Raw genomic sequence first — 16,972 nt, 5'->3', positions numbered from 1 at the left:
GGAGCCCCATGACCACGATCTCATCGCCGCCGCGCACGGCGTCCTACGCCGTCGCGCCCGGCGCACTGCCCCTGCTGGGTCACGCCCTGCCGCTGGCCCGGCGACCGCTGGACTTCCTGACCGGGCTGCCGCGGTACGGAGACCTGGTGGAGGTCCGGCTGGGACGCCGCCCCGCCCTCATGGTCTGCCACCCCGAGCTGATCAAGCGTGTCCTGCTGGAACCGCGCACCTTCGACAAGGGCGGACCGCTGTTCGACAAGGCCGAGGAACTCGTCGGCAGCGGACTGTTCGCGGCCACCTTCGAGCCGCACCGGCGGCAGCGCCGGATGATGCAGCCGGGCTTCCACAAGTCCCGCATGCCCGGGTATGCGGCGGTGATGCGGCAGGAGATCGCGGCGCTGCTCGACGGCTGGGCGGACGGCCAGCACCGCGACATACGCCATGAGATGCACACGGTGACGCTGCGCATCGCGTCCCGGACGATGTTCACCAACCCGGTGAGCGGCCATGCCGCGGCCGAGGTGCAGGAGTGCATGCCGATCATCAACCGCGGCGTCTACAAGCGGATGGTCGCGCCGACCCCGCTGCTGGAGAAGCTGCCCACCCGGGAGAACCGGGAGTTCGCCCTGGCCCACGAGCGGATGCGGCGCGTCGTCGACGAGACGATCGAGCAGTACCGCAGCGCGGGAATCGACCACGGCGACCTGATGTCCATCCTGATCGGCGCGGTGGACGAGGACTCCGGGCAGGGGCTGTCCGAGGAGGAGATCCACAAACAGGTCATGACCTTGCTGGCCGGCGGCATGGAGACGACGGCGAACGCGATCTGCTCGGCCCTGCATCTGATCACCGGGCATCCCGAGGTGGAGCGGCGGCTGTGCGCGGAGCTCGACGAGGTGCTGGGCGGCAGGCCGCCGGCCTTCGAGGACCTCCCCCGGCTCCGCTACCTCCACCGGGCGCTGCACGAGACCCTGCGCATCCGCCCGCCGGTGTGGCTGCTGACCCGGCTGACCACGTGCGACACCGAGCTGGGCGGGCACCCCGTTCCCCGGGACACCATCGTGCTGCTCAGCCCCTACCTGCTGCACCACAACCCGGAACTCTTCGCGCGACCGGAGACCTTCGATCCCGACCGGTGGCTCCCGGAGCGCGTCGACGACATCACCGAGGCGGCGATGCAGCCCTTCATCATGGGCAACCGCAAGTGCATCGGCGACAAGTTCGCGCTCAACGAGGCCATGATCGTCATCGCGGCCGTTCTGTCCCGGTGGTCGCTGCGGATGGTCCCGGGCGCCAAGCGGGTGTCGCTGCCCGAGGCGACGCTCGGTCCCGGGCCGCTGCCGATGGTGCTGCACCGCCGCGCCGCCCCGGCCCCGGCCCTCGCCCCCGCCCCGTCGGCCCCGGCGGGTGCCTGCCCCTACCAGGGGGGACGGTCATGACCGGCGCCGCTCCGGCACCGGCCGAGGCACCGCACGCGCTGCCGCTCGCCGGCCATGCCATGCAGTTGTGGCGACGCCCGCTGCCCTTTCTCCGGGAACTGACCGGGCTCGGCGATCTGGTGACGCTGCGGCTGGGCCCGCACCGCGCCGTGCTGGCCTGCTCCACCGAGGCGGTCCGCACCGTCCTGCACGACCCACGGACCTTCGACAAGGGCGGCCCGCTGTTCGAGAAGGCCCGGCTGCTGGTGGGCAACGGCCTGGTCAGTTCGGATTTCACCACGCACCGCAGGCAACGCCTGCTGATGCAGCCCGCCTTCGGCACCCCGCGGCTGCCCGGCTACACCCGGCTGATGGCCGAGCGGATCGATGCGGCGCTGGACGGATGGCGGCCCGGCCGGATCCTGGACATGGGCCGGGAGATGCACACCCTGGCGCTCGACATCGCGGCCCGGACCCTGTTCGGTGCCCAGCTCGGCGAGCGGGCCGTCGCCGAGGTGGTCGCCTGCATGCCCCCGATCATGCGGGGCGTCTACCAGCGCATGCTCATCCCGGCGGGCTGGGTGCACCGCCTGCCGCTGCCCGCGAACCGCCGCTTCGCGCAGGCCCGGGCCACCATGCACCGCGTCATCCGCGACACCGTCCGCTCCTACCGGCGCGCCGGGCGGGACCACGGCGATGTGCTGTCGATCCTGGTGAGCTCCCGCGACGAGCACGGCTCGGCATTGAGCGACGACGAGATCCACGACCAGGTCATGACGCTGCTCATCGGCGCGACCGAGCCGCCGGGCGATGCCCTGACCTGGGTGTTCCATCTGCTGTCGCAGCACCCTCAGGCCGAGCGGGCCCTGCACGGCGAGGCCGATGACGTGCTGCGCGGCGGGCCGGCCCGCGCCCTGACGGCGGCGGACCTGCCGCGCCTGGAGCACACCCGGCGCATCGTGCTGGAGGCCCTGCGGCTCCACCCCCCGGCCTGGCTGCTCAGCCGCGTCACCACCAGGGACACCGTGCTCCTCGGCCATCCGCTGCCCCCGGGCACCACGGTGCTGTTCAGCCCGTACCAGCTGCATCACGACCCGGCCGTGTTCCCGGATCCGGAGCGCTTCGACCCCGGCAGATGGCGCTCCCCCTCGCCCGTCGCCCGCGCCGCGCTGCTGCCCTTCGGGGCCGGGAACCGCAAGTGCATCGGCGACGAGGTGGCCCTGACGGAACTCTCCCTGGTGATCGCCGCCGTGGCGTCCCGGTTCCGGCTGCGTGCCCTTCCCGGCGCCGCGGTACGGCCGCTGGCCCGGGCCTCGCTGGGCGCCGAGGGTGTCATGCTGAGGGTCGAACGGCGCACGGTCCACGGCGCGGCGGCGGACGGCGCCGGTGCGGCGGCGCTCCGGCCCGGGGCGGTGACGTCATGACGCGGGTGACCCTGACCGACCGCCCGCCCGTCGCGGGAATGCGGCCCACCCCGGCGTACGACGTGCTGGCAAGGCACCTGGGAGCGGCCACCGTGCAGGCGGATCTGCGGGCCTGTCTGGACGGCATCGACGCCGTCGTCCGGGCCGGCCCGCTCGTCATCCCGCCCGCTCTGTCCGGTGTCCTCTCCGGCGGCAAGCGGCTGCGTCCGCTGCTGGTGCTGGCCACCGCGCACGCCGCCGCCCGCCCGCCGGCGCCGGACATCCGCGAGCGCGCCGTCGGCGGCGCCCGTGCCGTGGAACTGCTGCATCTGGCCAGCCTCGTCCACGACGACATCATGGACGAGGCGGCGACCCGGCACGGGGTGGCGACGATCAGCGCGCGGGCCGGCAACAGCCGCGCCCTGCTCGCCGGGGACTACCTCATCGGCCACGCGCACACCGCCGCGGCCGGTCTCGGCGCCGAGGCCGGGGCCCTGCTCGGCCGCACCCTGGTCCGGCTCTGCGAGGGCCAGGCCGAGGAGTCCTCAGCCCTCTTCGACCCCGACCGCGGCGAGAGGTCGTACTTCAGGGCGATCAGCGGCAAGACCGGTGCCCTGATCGAGGCGGCCTGCCGCACGGGCGCGCTCGCCGCCGGGCTCGACGCCACGACGACCGCGGCCCTGGGCCGGTTCGGCCACCATCTCGGCATCGGGTTCCAGCTCGCCGACGACCTTCTCGACCTCACCGGGAGCCATGCCGCGGCGGGCAAGCCGGTGGGACACGACATCGCGGCCGGGGTCTACACCCATCCCACGCTGTGGGCGCTGCGCCGCGACCGGTGTCTGCGGCTGCTGCTGGCCGAGCTCGCCCGGTGCGAGGGGTCCCGCGCCGCGCTGGCCGAGGAGGCGGCCCACCGGGTCCGGGCCTCGGGCGCGCTCGGCGCGACCCGGCAGGCGATCGCCCGCCGGCGTGCCCGCTGCCTGGCGTCCCTGGACCGGGCGGTGGACGGCCTCGGCCCCGGCGGCGTCGGCATGATGGCCGACCTCGCCCTGGCCGTCCTCGGCCCGCCCGGCGGCGGATGACGGCGGCGGACGGCCGAGCGGCGACGGCCGGCGGGCGGCGTCCCGTGCGGCGCGCCGTGGTCAGCCGGCCCCGGCCGGGACGGTGCCCAGCCGGCCCGCCTTGAAGTCTTCGAAGGCCCGGGCCAGCTCGGCGTGGGTGTTCATGACGAAGGGGCCGTAGTGGGCCATCGGCTCCCGGATCGGCAGGCCGCCGAGCAGGACCACCTCGAAGTGCGCGCTGCGGGAGTCCTGCGACTCGCCGGCCCGGATGGTCAGCGTATCGCCGTCGCCGAAGACGACCGTCTGGCCCATCCGGAACGGGCGGCGGTCGGTGCCGGCCGTTCCGCTGCCGGCCAGGCCGTAGGCGAGGGCGTTGAAGTCGCTCCGCCAGGGCAGGGTGACCTCGGCGCCCGGGCTCACCGACGCGTGGATCATGGTGATCGGGGTGTGCGTGACGCCGGGGCCGGAGTGCCCCCCGATGTCGCCCGCGATCAGGCGGAGCAGTGCGCCGCCGTCCGCCGAGGTGAGCAGCTTGACCTGGCCGCCGCGGATGTCCTGGTAGCGGGGGTCGGTCATCTTGTCCGCGGCGGGCAGATTGACCCAGAGCTGGAGGCCGTGGAAGAGGCCGCCGGACATGACCAGCTCCTCGGGCGGGGTTTCGATGTGCAGCAGGCCGGAGCCCGCGGTCATCCACTGGGTGTCACCGTTGGTGATGGTGCCGCCGCCACCGTGCGAGTCCTGGTGGATGAAGGTGCCGTCGATGATGTACGTCACGGTCTCGAAGCCGCGGTGCGGGTGCCAGGGGGTTCCCTTGGGCTCTCCGGCCTGGTAATCGACCTCGCCCATCTGGTCCATCATGATGAACGGGTCGAGGTGGCGGTAGGTGATGCCGGCGAAGGCGCGGCGGACCGGGAAGCCTTCGCCCTCGAAGCCGCTGGGCGCGGTGGTCACGGCCAGCACCGGCCGGGCCCCGGCGGGCACCGCGGGAACGGTCACCCGGGGCAGGGTCAACGGGTTGTCGACGGTGATGGCGGGCATGGCGGGACCTCCTGGTCGACGGTCACCTCACAGTAGTTGAACGGTGAACAGCGAACCAGGGTGCCGCATTCCTCACCCCCCGCCGCACGCCCGCGCACAACCAGCGCGAAGGCACCCGGCGGGGGCAAGGAGAGGGAGAGAGCGCCGCGGGAGGCTCAGCCGTAGACCCGGCGCATGGCGTACTCGACCATGTCCAGCACGGCCTTGGAGTCCAGCACCAGCCGGTGCTCGCCCTCCATGTCCAGCACAAAGCCGTAGCCGTCGGGCAGCAGATCCAGGACCTCGCCACCGGTGACGGTGAAGAACCGGGATTCCCGGCCGGCATAGCGCCGCAGCTCCTTCAGCGAGCTGAACAGCGGAATGACCGGCTCCTGCGTGGTCTGCACGGCCAGAAAGCCGGGCGTCTCGCCGCGCGGGCAGTAGATCTTGGCATTCCAGAAGATGTCCTGGAATTCCTCGGTGAGCATCGCGCCGCTGACGTAGGCGCGCAGCGCGTCCGCCAGCGAGGGCGGGGCGGGCGGCGCCGCGGTGGCGGTGCCGGAGGCCGCGGTCTGGGCCTGCGGCTGCTGGGACTGCTGCGACTGCCCGTAGCCCTGCTGGGTCTGGGCGCCGTAGCCCTGCTGCCGGCCGTACCCGCCGGCGCCGGGCTGCTGCGCACCGTAACCATGCTGGGCGTGCTGCTGCTGCCCGTGCTGGTTTCCGTAGCCGGTCTGGTCATAGCCGTACATGCCATAGAGCGTACTGACTCACACTTCGGCCGGGCGCACTTGCAACTTGTTACCGGTCGGTAGCATGATGAGTGATACCAACGGGTACCCCTGCAATCATCTGCATGGGCGGCACGCCCGCCGCACACCCCGCCAGCCAGCTTTGCCGCAGACACAAACGGAGTCGTCGCATGGGGCACTACAAGTCGAATCTCCGGGACATCGAGTTCAACCTCTTCGAGGTCCTCGGCCGCGACCAGGTGTACGGCACCGGTCCGTTCGCGGAGATGGACCCGGAGACCGCCAGGCATGTGCTCGGCGAGATCGCCCGCCTGGCCGAGAACGAGCTGGCCGCGTCCTACGCCGAGGCCGACCGCAACCCGCCGGTGTTCGACCCGGAGACCGGCACCGCGCCGCTCCCGGAGGCGTTCAAGAAGAGCTACCGGGCGTACATGGACGCCGAGTGGTGGCGGCTGGGCATCGCCGAGGAGCTGGGCGGCACCACCGCGCCGCGCTCCCTGCTCTGGGCCTTCGCCGAAACCGTCCTCGGCTCCAACCCGGCCATCTGGATGTACGCCTGCGGCCCGGCCTTCGCCTCCGTGCTGCACGAGGAGGGCACCGCCGAGCAGCACAAGATCGCCCAGCTCATGGTGGACCGGGGCTGGGGCGCGACCATGGTGCTCACCGAGCCGGACGCCGGCTCGGATGTGGGCGCCGGCCGCGCCAAGGCCGTCCGGCAGGAGGACGGCACCTGGCACATCACGGGCGTCAAGCGCTTCATCACCTCGGGTGAGCACGACCTCTCCGACAACATCATCCACTTCGTGCTCGCCCGCCCCGAGGGCCACGGTCCGGGCACCAAGGGCCTGTCGCTGTTCGTCGTCCCCAAGTTCGACTTCGACTGGGACACCGGCGAGCTGGGCGAGCGCAACGGCGTCTACGCCACCAATGTCGAGCACAAGATGGGCCTGAAGGTCTCCAACACCTGCGAGATGACCTTCGGCGCCAACCAGCCCGCCAAGGGCTGGCTGCTGGGCGAGAAGCACGACGGCATCCGCCAGATGTTCAAGATCATCGAGTTCGCCCGGATGATGGTCGGCACCAAGGCGATCGCCACCCTGTCCACCGGCTACCTCAACGCCCTGGAGTACGCCAAGGAGCGGGTGCAGGGCCCGGACCTGACCCGGTCCGCCGACAAGAACGCACCGCGCGTCACCATCACCCACCACCCGGATGTGCGCCGCTCGCTGATGACCCAGAAGGCATACGCCGAGGGCATGCGGGCGCTGGTGCTGTACACCGCCTCGGTGCAGGACGAGGTGCTGGTCAAGAAGGCCGCGGGCGAGGACACCACCGCCGTCGAGGCCATGAACGACCTGCTGCTGCCGATCGTCAAGGGCTATGGCTCGGAACGCTCCTACGAGCAGCTGGCCCAGTCGCTCCAGACCCTGGGCGGCTCCGGCTTCCTCCAGGAGTACCCGATCGAGCAGTACATCCGGGACGCGAAGATCGACACCCTCTACGAGGGCACCACGGCCATCCAGGGCATGGACTTCTTCTTCCGCAAGATCGTCCGCAACCAGGGCGTGGCGCTCACCTCCCTGGCCGAGGAGATCAAGAAGTTCCTGGCCGAGGCGCCGGGCGGGGCGGAGCTGGAGAGTGCCCGGGAGGCGCTGGCCGGTGCCGCGACCGAACTGGAGGGCTTTGTCGGCACCCTGCTGACCCAGCTGGCCGCCACCGAGAAGGAGGTGAAGTCCCTCTACAAGGTGGGTCTGAACACCACCCGTTTCCTGCTCTCCGCGGGTGATGTGGTGGTCGCCTACCTGCTGCTGCGCGGTGCCGCGGTGGCGGCCGAGAAGCTGCCGGCCGCCCGGGACGGCAAGGACGCCGCCTTCTACGCCGGCAAGATCGCCGCGGCCCGGCACTTCGCCAACGAGGTGCTGCCGGGCGTGGCGGTGGCCCGGTCCATCGCCGACCGCACCGATCTCTCCCTGATGGAGCTGGACGAAGCGGCCTTCTGACCCGGCCGGCCGCCCGCCCCCGTCCCCGCTTCCGGAGCCTTCCCCTTCCGGAGGCGGGGACGGCGACGTTCCGCCCGGCGGCGCGACTCAGCGCCCGCCCTGCCGTCCGCCCCGGCCGGCGTCCTCCTCGTCGTGACCACCGTGGTCCACCAGGTGGAAGACCAGCCTGACGGCCTCCTCGCCCCGGTACTCGACGAAGTCCGCGTGCACCTCGCCGCCGGTACCGCTGAACTCCCCGGTACCGCCGGTGACCGCGAAGGTGAAGCCGCGGTCCGTGTTCTCCATCTCCTCGCCGCCCGCGATCACCAGATTGCCCCGGTCGTCGAGCTGGACGGTGGAGTCCAGCAGAAACTCGCCCTCGGTGAAGAAGTGCAGCCGGGTCAGCGCGTCACCCACGTCCCGGCCGTCCATGAAGGCATCGTTCTCGATCAGCAGCAGATCGCCGGGCTCGGGGCCGGACCCCGGCTCGGTGGTGTCGTGGACCACCTCGGTGTCGGCCAGGATGATCTCGATCACCCGGTGGTGCCCGCCCTCCCGGTCCGGGTCGGGGGCGGGCGCCGCGGCGGCGGCCGGGGCCAGAAGACCCGTCATCAGCAGCGCGAACACCGCCGCTGCCACCGTGGCCGGGCGGCGCGGCGGCCGGGAGCTCACACGATTCATGCGCTTTCCTTCCCTGCGGGAATGGTCGGTTCGGGCCAGAGCCCCCACTGTCCTGGCACCGCCCGGCCGCGCCCCCGGAACACGCCCGCGCCCCCGGCCGTTCACCCGGCCGACGCGCCGTTCGGCCCACCGGCCGCACCGCCCGCTCCGCCCGCTCCGCCCCATGGCGCAACGCCACCGCCCTCCTATCCTGGAGAAGGCGGAGGTCGCCACCATGGGGCAGACGGAAGCAACGGACCGGACCAGGACCAGGGCCACGAACGGCACCGGCGCGGCGCTGGCCGAGGCGCGTGCCGCGGCGGCCCGGGAGGACCGGGCCACCGCCTTCGGCCTGCTGCGCGCCCTGGACACCGGCACTCCCGGGGAGCGGGCCGCGCTGACCGCCGCCGATCTCGAAGCCCTGGCCGACGCCGCCTGGTGGACCGGCCGGCTGGAGATCTGCCTGGACGCCCGGCGCCGCGCGCACGCCGGCTACGCCGCCCGGGGTGACCACCGCCGGGCGGGCTACACCGCCTGGATGCTCTTCTACGACTACCGCGGCACGGGACGGCCGGCCGCGGCCACCGGCTGGCTGCGCCGCGCCCGGCACCATCTCGCGAAGCTGGGCGAATGCCCGGAACAGTCGTATCTGGCCTGGGCGGACGCCGAGGAGGCACAGGCCCGGGGCGACACCGGGGCCGCGCTGCGGGCGGCCCGCCGCATGCACCGGATCGCCCGCCGGTGCGGCGGCCCGGATCTGGTCGCCATGAGCCGGCAGGTGCACGCGGGGGTGCTGCTGGGCGCGGGCCGGACCGCCGAGGCCATGGGGCTGCTGGACGAGGCCATGTGCGCGGTCACCGCCGATGAGCTCTCCACCCTGTTCACCGGCTGGCTGTACTGCCTGTCGCTGAGCCGCTGCATGGCCGTCGCCGATCTGGGCCGGGCCACGGAATGGACCGAGGCCGCGATGGACTGGTGCGCCGCGCTGCCCGGGGAGAACCCGTTCCGCGGGCTGTGCCGGGTGCACCGGGTGGAGGTGCTGGAGCTGCTCGGCGACTGGCCGGCCGCCGAGTCCGAGGCGGAACAGGTCTGCCGCGAGGCGCCCGCCCATGACGCGGTCATCGCCGGTCAGGCCAGGTATGTGCGCGGCGAGATCCACCGGCACCGCGGCGAACTCGCGGAGGCGGAGGCGGCCTACGCCCGCGCGCACCGGCTCGGCCACTCGCCGCAGCCCGGACTGGCGCTGCTGCGCCTGGCCCAGGGCCGGGTGCGGACCGCGGCGGCGGCGCTGCGGCCCGCGCTGACCGGCGGTGTGCCGGCCGGCCCGCTTGGGCAGGCCCGGCTGCTCGCCGCGCACGCCGAGACACATCTCGCCCTCGGCGACACCGCCGCGGCGGCCGAGTCCGTCCGCCGGCTCGACACCCTGGCCGACGGCCCGCCGCTGCTCACCGCGCTGGCCACCACCGCCCGCGCCGCCCTCTGCCTGGCCACCGCTTCCGCCACCGCCACCGCGCCCGGTCCTGGCGGGCCGGAGGAGGCGATCCGGCTGCTGCACCGGGCCCTGGCCGCCTGGCTCGGCCTGCGCGTGCCCTACGAGGCGGCCCGGGTGCGGATGCTGCTGGCCGCTGCCTGCCGCGCCGCCGGGGACAGCGAGGGCGCACGGCTGGAGCTGCGCGCCGCGCGCGCCACCTTCCGGCAGCTGGGCGCCGCGCCGGACGCCCGGCGGGCCGGGGCGCTGCTCGGCGAGCGGCCACAGCCGCTGCCGTCCCGGCTCACCGGACGCGAGGCCGAGGTGCTGCGCCTGGTCGCGGCCGGCCGCACCAACCGCGCCATCGCCGCCGAGCTGCACATCAGCGAGCACACCGTGGCCCGCCATCTCAACAACATCTTCGCCAAGCTCGACGTGTCCTCGCGCGCCGCCGCCACCGCCTACGCCTGCACCCACGGCATCGCCTGAGCCGGCGCCCCCGGCCCGCCCATGGGCCGTTTCACCCACGCCGCGGCGGTGCGCCGATGTGGGTGGTTCCGGCGATGCGGCGGCAAGGCCCCCCGGCCTACAACGGCGGTATGACCGGCACCACAGCCGGCACCACAGCCGACCCCAGGCCGGCGCCGGCACCGCGACGGGCACCGCCGCGACGGCAGCCGCCGGCCCCGAAAGCCCGAAAGGTGGTCTTCCGCCGTCATGACTGTCACCGACCGCACTTCCCCGGCCGCCGCCCCTGCCCCTGCCGCGGACCCCGCGCCGCTGCGCGAGGCCGTCCACGGAGAGGTCATCGTGCCCGCCGACCCCGGCTATGACCGGGCCCGCCGGGTCTACAACGCGCTGCACGACCGCCGCCCGGCCGTCGTCGTCCGGGCCGCCGACGCCGGCGATGTGATCGCCGCCGTCGCCTTCGCCCGCGACCGCGGGCTGCCGCTCGCCGTGCGCGGCGGCGCCCACTCCGTCGCGGGCTGGGGCACCTGCGACGACGGGGTGGTGATCGACCTGGAACGGATGCGCGGCGTCCGGGTGGACCCCGTGCGCCGCACCGCCCGCGCCGAGGGCGGCTGCACCTGGGCCGATCTCAACCACGCCACCCACGCCTTCGGCCTGGCCACCACCGGCGGTGTGGTCTCCAGCACCGGCATCGGGGGCCTCACCCTCGGCGGCGGCCTGGGCCACCTCGCCCGCCGCTCCGGCCTGACCTGCGACAACCTCGTCTCCGCCGATGTGGTCACCGCCGACGCCACCCTGCTCACCTGCGATGCCGAGCACCACCCGGACCTGCTGTGGGCGCTGCGCGGCGGCGGCGGCAACTTCGGCGTGGTCACCTCCTTCGAGTACCGGCTGCACCGGGTGCCGGACATCCTCGGCGGCCCGGCCTTCTATCCCCTGGACACCGAGGTGCCGCGCCGCTACCGGGAGCTGATCGCCGGATCGCCGCCGGAGCTGAACGCCCTGCTGCTGTTCGCGCTGGGCCCGCCGCTGCCGTTCCTGCCGGAACGCTGGCACGGACGCCCGCTGATCGGGGTGCTCACCTGCTTCAGCGGCCCGCCCGAGGAGGACGAGCGGGTGCGCGCCGGGCTGTCCTCGCTGGGCACCGTGCTGGGGCAGCACATCGGCCGCATGCCGTACCCGGTGATCAACACCCTGTTCGACGAGCTGCTGCCGCCCGGCCTGTGCCACTACTGGAAGGGCGCCTTCAACCGCGAGCTGAACGACGGCACCATCGAGACCCACGTCACCTTCGGCCAGTCGATCCCCTCGCTCGAATCCACCACGGTGATCTTCCCGATCGACGGCGCCTGCCACCGCACCACTCCGGAGGAGTCCGCCTTCGCGCACCGCGACGCCGCCTACTCCACCGCCTTCGGGGCCAGCTTCCGGGACCCGGCCGACACCGAGGCCAACCGCGAGTGGACCCGCGCCTACGACCGGGCGCTGCGCCCGCACACCATGGGCGCCGGCTACACCAACTTCATGGACGCCGACGACCAGCACCGGGCGCCCGCCAACTACGGCACCGGCTTCGGCCGCCTGCGGGCCGTCAAACGCCGCTACGACCCGGGCAATCTGTTCCGCCTCAACCACAACATCGCGCCCTGAGCAGGTTCTTGTCGAAGGTCGCGAAAAAAGAGCGGAAAAAATCCGCGCGGTGCTGAACCGCTCCGCCCCCGGGTCCGTATCCCAGGGTGAGAACGTACCGCCATCAAGGATCACCAACTGGGGGGAACCACCATGAACAACAACAAGCTGCGCGCCTTCGCCGTCGCCGCCGCCGGGGCCGCCGTGCTGTTCACCACCACCGCCTGTGAGGACACCGGCACCGACCTGGGCGGGGGCGGGGCGGACAGCGGCGCCGAGGAGGACGGCGGCGCGGCGGAGTACACCGGCGGCGTGGCGGTCCACGAGCACCCGGAGTACGGCCAGATCCTGGTGGACGGCGAGGGCCGCACCCTCTACCGCTTCACCGACGACTCCGACTCCCCGGTGACCTCGGCCTGCACCGAGGACTGCCTGGACCTGTGGCCGGCCGCGGAGGCCGCCGACCCGGCGAAGGTGACGGGCGTGGACACCGGCCTGCTGGACGCCTACCAGCGCCCGGACACCGGCACGTACCAGCTCGTCATCGACAACTGGCCGCTCTACACCTACCAGGGCGACACCAGCCCCGGTGACGCCGTCGGCCAGGGCGTCGGCGACAAGTGGTACGTGGTCGCCCCCGACGGCTCCCTGATCCGGGGCTGAACCCGCCCGGCGGCCCCCGGCAGCCCCCCGGACGAGGCCAGGGGGCTGCCGGGACGAGAGTGCGGCACGGGGCACGGGGCACGGGAGACGGCGGACGGTACGTATGCTGTGGCCATGGCTGCGCTACCGCTGTTCGACCGGGCTCACACCGATGATCTGCTGGGGTATCTGGCAGCCTCGCCCTCGCCCTACCACGCCGTGGCGGGCGCGGCCGACCGGCTGGAGAAGGCGGGCTTCCGGCGGCTGGCGGAGACCGACGCATGGGGCGAGGGAGAGCAGAGCGGCGGTCGCTATGTGATCCGCGGCGGGGCGCTGATCGCGTGGTACGTCCCCGAGGGGGCGGCACCGGCGACGCCGTTCCGGATCGTCGGGGCGCACACCGACTCGCCCAATCTGCGCGTCAAGCCGCGCCCGGACACCGGCCGGCACGGCTGGAAGCAGCTTGCCGTGGAGATCTACGGCGGGCCGCTGCTCAACTCCTGGCTCGACCGCGACCTCGGGATCTCCGGGCGGCTGATCCGGCACGACGGCAGCCATCTGCTGGTGCACACCGACCGGCCGCTGGCCCGGGTGGCGCAGCTCGCCATCCACCTCGACCGCCAGGTCAACGAGGCGCTGAAGCTGGACCGGCAGCAGCACATCATGCCGCTGTGGGGCCTGGGCAAGCCGGCCGAGGGCGAGCTGCTGGAGTTCCTGGCGGCCGAGGCCGGGCTGGACGGCGCCGCCGAGGTGGCGGGCTGGGATCTGATGCTGCACAGCGTGGAGCCGCCCGCCTATCTGGGCAAGGACCGGGAGCTGGTGGCCGGTCCCCGAATGGACAACCTGGTCTCGGTGCACGCGGGCGTGGCGGCGCTGACCGCCGCGGCCGGACGGGCCGCCGCCGGCGGCGGCCACGACGCCGGGCCGCTGCCGTACATCCCGGTGCTGGCCGCGTTCGATCACGAGGAGAACGGCAGCCAGTCGGACACCGGCGCGGACGGCCCGCTGCTGGGCAGTGTCCTGGAGCGGGCGGTGCTGGCCCGCGGCGGCACCGCCGAGGACCGGGCCCGCGCCTGGGCCGGATCGTTCTGCCTGTCCTCGGACACCGGGCACTCGGTGCACCCCAACTACGCCGACCGGCACGACCCGGACCACCGGCCGCTGGCGGGCGGCGGTCCGCTGCTGAAGACCAATGTCAACCAGCGCTATGCCACCGACGGCACCGGCCGCGCCGTGTTCGCCGCCGCCTGCGAGCGCGCCGGGGTGGACTGGCAGCCCTTCGTCTCCAGCAATTCCGTGCCCTGCGGCACCACCATCGGCCCGATCACCGCCGCCCGGCACGGCATCGCCACCGTGGATGTCGGCATCCCGCTGCTCTCCATGCACTCGGCGCGCGAGCTGTGCGCCGCGGCCGACCCGTATCTGCTCGCCAACGCCCTGCTGGCGTTCCTCACCGGGTAGCCGGCGACGGCCGGCGGGCAACGGCGGCGCCACGAGTGGCGAGGGGGGCGCACAATACGCCCGGGAGCCGCGCAGACCCCCGAAGCCCCTCGAACTGACAGGTGTTTGCGCCCTAGGATGTGGGAACACTCCGCCAGCAACTCACCGCTTCGAGGGGTCCCGTGAGCGTGCACCCGAGCCTTCAGCCGTCCATCGACGCCTGGACGCAGTCCATCGAGGCGATATCCGAACTCGTCTCGCCACTCGTCGAAGGCGAGTGGAACCGTCCTACCGAGTGTCCCGGCTGGTCCGTGCGCGACGTGGTCTCCCACATCATCGGCGCCGAATGCGAGGCACTCGGTGACCCCCGGCCCATCCACAGCCTTCCCCGCGATCTCTACCACGTCAAGGACGAGGCCAGCCGCTACAACGAGGTCCAGGTCGACGTCCGGCGCCATCACACCGCGCCGGAGATGACCAGCGAGCTCGAATACACGATCATCCGACGCTCCCGGCACCTGCGCAACGAGAAGCGCGATCCCTCCTACGTCATCAGCCATCCCGTGCTCGGCAAGCTCCCCCTCGAACAGTTCCTGCGCTACCGGGCCTTCGACGTCTGGGCGCACGAGCAGGACATCCGCCGGGCGCTCGGCCTGCCCGGCACGCTGGACACCGCGGGCGCCGTGATCGCCCGGGACATCATGCTGGAGCGGCTGCCCAAGGTGATCGCCAAGGACGCCGGCGCCCCCCGCCGCTCCGCCTTCGTCTTCGACGTCAGCGGCCCGCTGGAGTTCCTCCGCACCGTGCGGGTGGACCAGGACGGGCAGGGCACGGTCTCCTCCAGCCCCTCCCTGGGCCCACTGGTCACCTTCACCATGGACTGGGAGACCTACTCCCGGCTGGCCTGCGGCCGGGTCCGGGTCCGCCGCATCGCCGACAAGATCAAGATCGAGGGCGACGCCGACCTCGCCCACACCATTCTGACCAACTTCTCCGTCACCCACTGACCCGGACCCCGGTTACGGAGACGCAGGCGGGCCCGGCGGAGCCGTTCCGCCGGGCCCGCCTGCGTCCTCGCTCAGTTGGCGGCCTCGTAGCCGGTGGAGATGACGATGGTGATGGTGTCCTTCTCCGGGTCGAACGGCGAGTACGGCTCGGGTGTCTGGTCCACCACCATGCCCTCGCCCTTGAGCGCCTCGTCCCGCTCCTCGTCGTCGTACAGCCACTCGGCCTTCTGCATGCACTCCTTCACGGAGGCGAAGTGCACGTCGTAGAAGTCCGGCATGGAGACGGCGCCCGGGTGCTCGTCCTGGTCGTAGTACTCGTCGGCATGGGTGCACTCGGTGACGTCGATGGTCTTGGTCTCGTCGCCCTCCTTGTAGCGCGGCTCGCGCTCGTCCGGCTCGGTGCTCTCCTCGGTGCCGCCGGCCGCGCCCGCGTCGTCCCCCTCGTCCGCCCCGCCCGCTGTGCCGCCCGCGTCGTCCCCGGCGTTCTGCTGCGGGTCCTCGGCCCCGTTCTGCTCGCCGCCGCCCTGGGCCTCGTTCTGCTCGGTGCCGCCGCTGCTCACCACGGCCACGATGGCCACCCCCGCGACCAGCACGATGGCCGTCACCGCGGCGATCAGCACCCACATCATCGACTTGCCGCCGCCGTCCCCGCCGGACGACGACGGCGCATGCGTCACGGTCGCCGCCGCGTACGGCGGCGGGGTGCCCGGCCCGGCGGGTGCCGGGGTGTGCGGGTAGCCGTACGCCCCCGGAGCGGCCGGCGGCGGAGTGGCGGCGGCGCCGGCCGGCCCATACGGCTGCTGGACCGGTGCCGGGGTGCCGGCCGGGGTGTACGGATCCCCGCCCGGCGGCGGCGTGGCCACCCCGCCGAACTGCGGGAACACCGTCTGCGAGACGGCCGCCCCGGCCTGCATCGGCGCCGCCCCGGTGATCTGCGGCGCGGTCCCGGCCCCGCCCAGGGTGGCCGTCAGCCGCTCGCACTCCGCCTTGACCGCCTCCGCGCTCGGGAAGCGCTCATTGGGGTTCTTGCGCAGCATCCGGGCCACCAGCGCGTCCACGGCCGGCGGCACCGCCGCGTTGACCATCGAGGGCGCCGGCGGCTCCTCCTGCACATGGGCATAGGCGATGGCCAGCGGGTTGTCCGCATTGAACGGCAGCCGCCCGGTGAGCAGTTCGAAGAGCATGATGCCCACCGAGTACAGGTCGGAGCGGGCGTCCACACCGCGCCCCAGCGCCTGCTCGGGGGAGAGGTACTGCGGGGTGCCGACCACCATGCCGGTCTGGGTCATGGCGGTGACCCCGGACTGCATGGCCCGCGCGATGCCGAAGTCCATCACCTTGACCACACCGCGCCGGGTCACCATCACATTGCCCGGTTTGATGTCCCGGTGCACCAGGCCCATCTCGTGGGAGATGTCCAGCGCCGCGCACACATCCGCGGTGATCTTCAGCGCCTTGTCCACGGGCATCGCGCCGAGCTGCCGGATGTCGGCGTCCAGCACGCCGCGCAGCGGCTCGCCGTCCACATACTCCATGACGATGTACGGCACCGGCAGGCCGTCGATCACGTCCTCGCCGGTGTCGAAGACCGAGACGATGTTGGTGTGGGTGAGCTTGGCGACCGCCTGCGCCTCGCGCTTGAAGCGCTCCCGGAACGAGTCGTCCCGGCCGAGTTCGCCGTGCATGGTCTTGACCGCGATCTGCCGGTCCAGCACCGTGTCGTAGCCCAGATGCACCGATGCCATGCCGCCCGTGCCCAGCAGCCGGTCGAGGCGATAACGCCCGGCGCCGACCGCCTGGCCCGAGTGGTCGGCGGGCCGGCCCGCGGCATGGTCACTCATGGTTGTACGACTCCCCCGTGCTGGCATCAGACTGCACTACCCATACGACAGGGCCCAGTCTGCCTCAGCGCCGGTACGCGTCAAGCCGCTTGTCCGTTCCGTGACCGCTTGCCGCTGCCCTGTGACAGGAGCGTCATCGGCCGGCGCACTCCGTCATACTCGGTATCCGGCGGTTGGCGCCGCGGCC

13 protein-coding genes are annotated in these 16,972 nt (G+C 73.0%); 9 read left to right on the top strand and 4 right to left on the bottom strand.

Translation table 11 applies throughout. The annotated features are described in order from the left end of the window. Nucleotides 1-8: 8 nt before the first annotated feature. The 3 genes from BM242_RS09620 to BM242_RS09610 are packed head-to-tail and all read left to right on the top strand — an operon-like array spanning nucleotide 9 to nucleotide 3,903. Nucleotides 9-1,439, top strand: coding sequence for a cytochrome P450 (locus BM242_RS09620; RefSeq protein WP_093838324.1), 1,431 nt, complete (start codon nucleotides 9-11; stop codon nucleotides 1,437-1,439). Further along, entirely contained in the window at nucleotides 1,436-2,842 is a 1,407-nt protein-coding gene (locus BM242_RS09615) for a cytochrome P450 (RefSeq protein WP_093838323.1), read from the top strand. The genes BM242_RS09620 and BM242_RS09615 overlap by 4 nt, the downstream gene beginning before the upstream one ends. Further along, the gene (locus BM242_RS09610; protein WP_093838322.1) at nucleotides 2,839-3,903 is read left to right on the top strand and encodes a polyprenyl synthetase family protein; all 1,065 of its coding nucleotides are present in this window, start codon (nucleotides 2,839-2,841) and stop codon (nucleotides 3,901-3,903) included. The genes BM242_RS09615 and BM242_RS09610 overlap by 4 nt, the downstream gene beginning before the upstream one ends. 60 nt (nucleotides 3,904-3,963) lie before the next feature. On the opposite strand, the gene BM242_RS09605 is transcribed toward BM242_RS09610, so the two are convergent. Together BM242_RS09605 and BM242_RS09600 are read right to left on the bottom strand one after the other, a co-directional pair. Then, entirely contained in the window at nucleotides 3,964-4,920 is a 957-nt protein-coding gene (locus tag BM242_RS09605; protein WP_093838321.1) for a pirin family protein, read from the bottom strand. A 155-nt stretch (nucleotides 4,921-5,075) separates the two neighbouring features. Further along, nucleotides 5,076-5,648, bottom strand: a complete 573-nt coding sequence (locus BM242_RS09600; RefSeq protein WP_093838320.1) for an SseB family protein — start codon at nucleotides 5,646-5,648, stop codon at nucleotides 5,076-5,078. Between the two features lie 170 nt (nucleotides 5,649-5,818). Here BM242_RS09600 and BM242_RS09595 point away from each other — a divergent pair, with 170 nt between their 5' ends. Next, nucleotides 5,819-7,648, top strand: a complete 1,830-nt coding sequence (locus BM242_RS09595; protein WP_093838319.1) for an acyl-CoA dehydrogenase — start codon at nucleotides 5,819-5,821, stop codon at nucleotides 7,646-7,648. 87 nt (nucleotides 7,649-7,735) lie between these two features. On the opposite strand, the gene BM242_RS09590 is transcribed toward BM242_RS09595, so the two are convergent. Further along, a complete protein-coding gene (locus BM242_RS09590) occupies nucleotides 7,736-8,308 on the bottom strand; it encodes a hypothetical protein (RefSeq protein WP_093838318.1) in 573 nt (190 codons plus the stop codon). A 163-nt stretch (nucleotides 8,309-8,471) separates the two neighbouring features. Here BM242_RS09590 and BM242_RS09585 point away from each other — a divergent pair, with 163 nt between their 5' ends. The 5 genes from BM242_RS09585 (at nucleotide 8,472) to BM242_RS09565 (ending at nucleotide 14,944) form a co-directional block, all read left to right on the top strand. After that, nucleotides 8,472-10,244 carry a helix-turn-helix domain-containing protein gene (locus tag BM242_RS09585; protein WP_245833946.1) on the top strand — a complete coding sequence of 591 codons (1,773 nt, stop codon included), beginning with the start codon at nucleotides 8,472-8,474 and terminating at the stop codon, nucleotides 10,242-10,244. Between the two features lie 228 nt (nucleotides 10,245-10,472). Further along, nucleotides 10,473-11,876: an FAD-binding oxidoreductase gene (locus tag BM242_RS09580; protein WP_093838316.1), complete on the top strand. Its 1,404-nt coding sequence runs from the start codon at nucleotides 10,473-10,475 to the stop codon at nucleotides 11,874-11,876. 132 nt (nucleotides 11,877-12,008) lie between these two features. Beyond that, complete coding sequence (locus BM242_RS09575) at nucleotides 12,009-12,518, top strand: COG4315 family predicted lipoprotein (RefSeq protein WP_093838315.1); 510 nt, start codon at nucleotides 12,009-12,011, stop codon at nucleotides 12,516-12,518. A 114-nt stretch (nucleotides 12,519-12,632) separates the two neighbouring features. After that, nucleotides 12,633-13,958 carry a M18 family aminopeptidase gene (locus BM242_RS09570; protein ID WP_093838314.1) on the top strand — a complete coding sequence of 442 codons (1,326 nt, stop codon included), beginning with the start codon at nucleotides 12,633-12,635 and terminating at the stop codon, nucleotides 13,956-13,958. Between the two features lie 161 nt (nucleotides 13,959-14,119). Continuing rightward, on the top strand, nucleotides 14,120-14,944 hold the full coding sequence (locus BM242_RS09565) for a maleylpyruvate isomerase family mycothiol-dependent enzyme (RefSeq protein ID WP_093838313.1): 825 nt from the start codon (nucleotides 14,120-14,122) through the stop codon (nucleotides 14,942-14,944). 71 nt (nucleotides 14,945-15,015) lie between these two features. Here BM242_RS09565 and BM242_RS09560 read toward each other — a convergent pair whose 3' ends face one another. Then, nucleotides 15,016-16,785 carry a Stk1 family PASTA domain-containing Ser/Thr kinase gene (locus tag BM242_RS09560; protein ID WP_093838312.1) on the bottom strand — a complete coding sequence of 590 codons (1,770 nt, stop codon included), beginning with the start codon at nucleotides 16,783-16,785 and terminating at the stop codon, nucleotides 15,016-15,018. Nucleotides 16,786-16,972: the final 187 nt, after the last annotated feature.

Origin of the sequence: Streptomyces aidingensis (assembly GCF_900112355.1) — a bacterium.
In the GTDB taxonomy this organism is placed as follows: domain Bacteria; phylum Actinomycetota; class Actinomycetes; order Streptomycetales; family Streptomycetaceae; genus Streptomyces; species Streptomyces aidingensis.
Note: the sequence above shows the minus strand (reverse complement) of the source record. Positions and strands in the feature narration are given on the sequence as shown.

What these genes read in the sequence shown, in the direction of transcription:
- BM242_RS09570 (WP_093838314.1), top strand. Translation starts at nt 12,633, where the DNA reads ATGGCTGCGCTACCGCTGTTCGACCGGGCTCACACCGATGATCTGCTG.
- BM242_RS09580 (WP_093838316.1), top strand. Translation starts at nt 10,473, where the DNA reads ATGACTGTCACCGACCGCACTTCCCCGGCCGCCGCCCCTGCCCCTGCC.
- BM242_RS09620 (WP_093838324.1), top strand. Translation starts at nt 9, where the DNA reads ATGACCACGATCTCATCGCCGCCGCGCACGGCGTCCTACGCCGTCGCG.
- BM242_RS09610 (WP_093838322.1), top strand. Translation starts at nt 2,839, where the DNA reads ATGACGCGGGTGACCCTGACCGACCGCCCGCCCGTCGCGGGAATGCGG.
- BM242_RS09615 (WP_093838323.1), top strand. Translation starts at nt 1,436, where the DNA reads ATGACCGGCGCCGCTCCGGCACCGGCCGAGGCACCGCACGCGCTGCCG.
- BM242_RS09575 (WP_093838315.1), top strand. Translation starts at nt 12,009, where the DNA reads ATGAACAACAACAAGCTGCGCGCCTTCGCCGTCGCCGCCGCCGGGGCC.
- BM242_RS09590 (WP_093838318.1), bottom strand. Translation starts at nt 8,308, where the DNA reads ATGAATCGTGTGAGCTCCCGGCCGCCGCGCCGCCCGGCCACGGTGGCA.
- BM242_RS09560 (WP_093838312.1), bottom strand. Translation starts at nt 16,785, where the DNA reads ATGAGTGACCATGCCGCGGGCCGGCCCGCCGACCACTCGGGCCAGGCG.
- BM242_RS09595 (WP_093838319.1), top strand. Translation starts at nt 5,819, where the DNA reads ATGGGGCACTACAAGTCGAATCTCCGGGACATCGAGTTCAACCTCTTC.
- BM242_RS09585 (WP_245833946.1), top strand. Translation starts at nt 8,472, where the DNA reads ATGGCGCAACGCCACCGCCCTCCTATCCTGGAGAAGGCGGAGGTCGCC.
- BM242_RS09605 (WP_093838321.1), bottom strand. Translation starts at nt 4,920, where the DNA reads ATGCCCGCCATCACCGTCGACAACCCGTTGACCCTGCCCCGGGTGACC.
- BM242_RS09600 (WP_093838320.1), bottom strand. Translation starts at nt 5,648, where the DNA reads ATGTACGGCTATGACCAGACCGGCTACGGAAACCAGCACGGGCAGCAG.